The sequence below is a fragment of the Caballeronia sp. M23-90 genome (genome assembly GCF_053574605.1).
In genome coordinates this window covers 1-2591 of sequence record NZ_JBSIPA010000662.1, presented here as the reverse complement: position 1 = coordinate 2591, position 2591 = coordinate 1, and the positions used below count along the sequence as shown (strand labels likewise).

Genomic DNA, 2591 nt, shown 5'->3' with positions numbered 1-2591 from the left:
TCGTGGCGGTAGCGGACATCGCGATAACGGCGGATTCGGCGCACTTCTGTCTCTCCGAGGCAAAGCTCGGGCTGATGCCGGCGACCATCGCGCCGTATGTCATCCGCGCGATCGGCGCGCGCGCATCGCACCGGTATTTTGTGACGGCGGAACGTATCGATGCAAACGAAGCGCTGCGCATCGGCCTCGTGCATCAGGTGGTGTCCGACGAAGCACTCGATGCCACCGTCGATGCCGTCGCCGCAGCCATCGCGGCAAATAGTCCGAACGCGGTGCGCGAATGCAAGCAACTGGTCGTCGATCTGGCCGACAAAACCATCGACGACACGCTGATCTCGGACACCGCTGACCGCATTGCACGGATTCGCGCCTCGGACGAAGGCCGCGATGGCGTGCGCAGTTTTCTGGAAAAACGCAAGCCGTCGTGGCTTGCGTGATTGTGATCGGGAGCGCCGCCTGTTTTTCTTATGGCGCTGCAAAGCGCAATACAGACGAGCCGCTCCCATGGAGTCGTTTTGAATCTGAACAACCAACACACGCCGGCAACCGATGACTGGATTGCCCGCTCCCTTCGCGCCGTATGGCATCCGTGTACGCAAATGAAGCACCACGAGCGCATGCCGCTCGTGCCCATCGCACGCGGCAAGGGTCCGTGGCTATATGACCACGACGGAAATCGTTATCTCGATGCCATCAGTTCCTGGTGGGTCAACCTCTTCGGCCATGCGAATCCCGACATCAACATGGCGCTCAAGGATCAGCTCGACACGCTCGAACACGCGATGCTCGCCGGCTGCACGCACGAGCCGGCCGTCCTTCTCGCGGAACGTTTGAACGCGTTGACGCACAACACGCTCGGCCACGCGTTCTTTGCATCCGATGGCGCATCGGCGGTGGAGATCGCGTTGAAAATGAGCTTCCATTTTTGGCGCAACAGCGGGCACACAGAGAAACGCGAGTTCGTTTGCCTCGCGAACAGCTATCACGGCGAGACCATCGGCGCGCTTGGCGTAACCGATGTCGCTTTGTTCAAGGACGCCTACGATCCGCTGATCCGCAACGCGCACGTGGTGACATCGCCCGATGCCCGCAACGCCCGCGAAGGCGAGACCACACGCGATGTCGCGCAACGCGCACTCGCTGACATGAAGTCCTTGTTCGAAGCCAAGGCGTCGCAACTCGCAGCGGTGATCGTCGAGCCGCTGGTTCAGTGCGCGGCCGGCATGGCGATGCACGATCCGTCTTATCTGAAGGGCTTGCGTGCCCTCTGTGATCAATACGGCGTGCATCTGATCGCCGATGAAATCGCTGTCGGCTGCGGCCGGAGCGGGACATTCTTTGCGTGCGAGCAAGCCGGGATCTGGCCGGATTTCATTTGTTTGTCGAAGGGAATCAGCGGCGGATATTTGCCGTTGTCGATCGTCCTCACACGGGACGAAATCTACGCCGCTTTCTACGACGACGACATGACGCGCGGCTTTCTCCACTCGCATTCGTACACGGGGAATCCGCTTGCGTGCCGCGCGGCTTTGGCGACGCTCGATCTCTTCGACTCGGCCAACGTGCTTGAGGAGAATCGCCGGAAGTCGTCGTTGCTGCGCACTGCGATGAGCCCGTTGCAAGATCACGCGCACGTGAAAAACCTGCGTCAGCAGGGCACGATCTTCGCGTTCGATGCCGTGATCGAAAATCCGGCTCAAGCACGCACGTTCTCGCGCCGCTTCTTCGAAAACGCCTTGAAACAAGAGCTTTTATTGCGCCCGATCGGCACGACCGTCTATCTGATGCCGCCGTACATTCTCAGCGACGACGAACAGACGCTGCTCGCAGAACGCACGCTCGAGGTCTTCGATACAACGCTCGCGGAGGCCGCATGAGCGATACATCGGCCGCGTTGTTCGACACGCTGAAACAAGGTCTTGCCGATATCGATCGCAACGGGTTGCGTCGTCGCCGGAAAGTTGCAGATAGCGCCTGCGCTGCGCACATGATGGTGGATGGGCGGAAGATCATCGGCTTTGCGAGCAACGATTATCTCGGGCTCGCCGCGCATGAGACCTTGCGCGAAGCGTTGGCCGAAGGCGCACGCAAATACGGCGCGGGCAGCGGTGGATCGCATTTGCTCGGCGGCCATTCGCGCGCGCACGCGAAGCTGGAAGACGATCTGGCGGCGTTCTCCGGCGGTTTTGTGAACCAGGCGCGTGCGCTGTACTTCAGCACCGGTTACATGGCCAACCTGGCAACGCTGACCACGCTCGGCGCCCTGAGCGGCCGCGACACGCTCATGTTCTGCGACGCGTTGAATCATGCATCGCTGATCGATGGCGCACGGTTATCGCGTGCTGAAATCCGCATCTATCCTCACGCCGATGCCGAAGCGCTCAACGCTATGCTCGATGCATCGCGCAATGTTGGCGCAACGAAGATCATCGTTACGGATTCGGTATTCAGCATGGACGGCGATATCGCGCCGCTCGCGCGTTTGCTCGAAGTCGCCGAACGATACGGCGCGTGGCTCGTCGTGGACGACGCGCCCGATACACCCGCCGCCTTCCCCAGCGTGCCGACATAAACCAGGTGGGGTGAATGCA

The 2591-nt window shown here is 60.9% G+C and carries 2 protein-coding genes and 1 pseudogene; all 3 read left to right on the top strand.

The features are described from left to right. A partial coding sequence (locus ACRXB1_RS34320; protein WP_449494571.1) for an enoyl-CoA hydratase-related protein occupies nt 1-437 on the top strand: 437 nt, incomplete at its 5' end. A 78-nt stretch (nt 438-515) separates the two neighbouring features. Continuing rightward, complete coding sequence (gene bioA, locus ACRXB1_RS34315; protein ID WP_449494570.1) at nt 516-1877, top strand: adenosylmethionine--8-amino-7-oxononanoate transaminase; 1362 nt, start codon at nt 516-518, stop codon at nt 1875-1877. Further along, a pseudogene (locus ACRXB1_RS34310) lies at nt 1874-2533 on the top strand (aminotransferase class I/II-fold pyridoxal phosphate-dependent enzyme); the annotation flags it as partial. The gene bioA and the pseudogene ACRXB1_RS34310, both read left to right, overlap by 4 nt. Between the last annotated feature and the right edge of the window lie 58 nt (nt 2534-2591).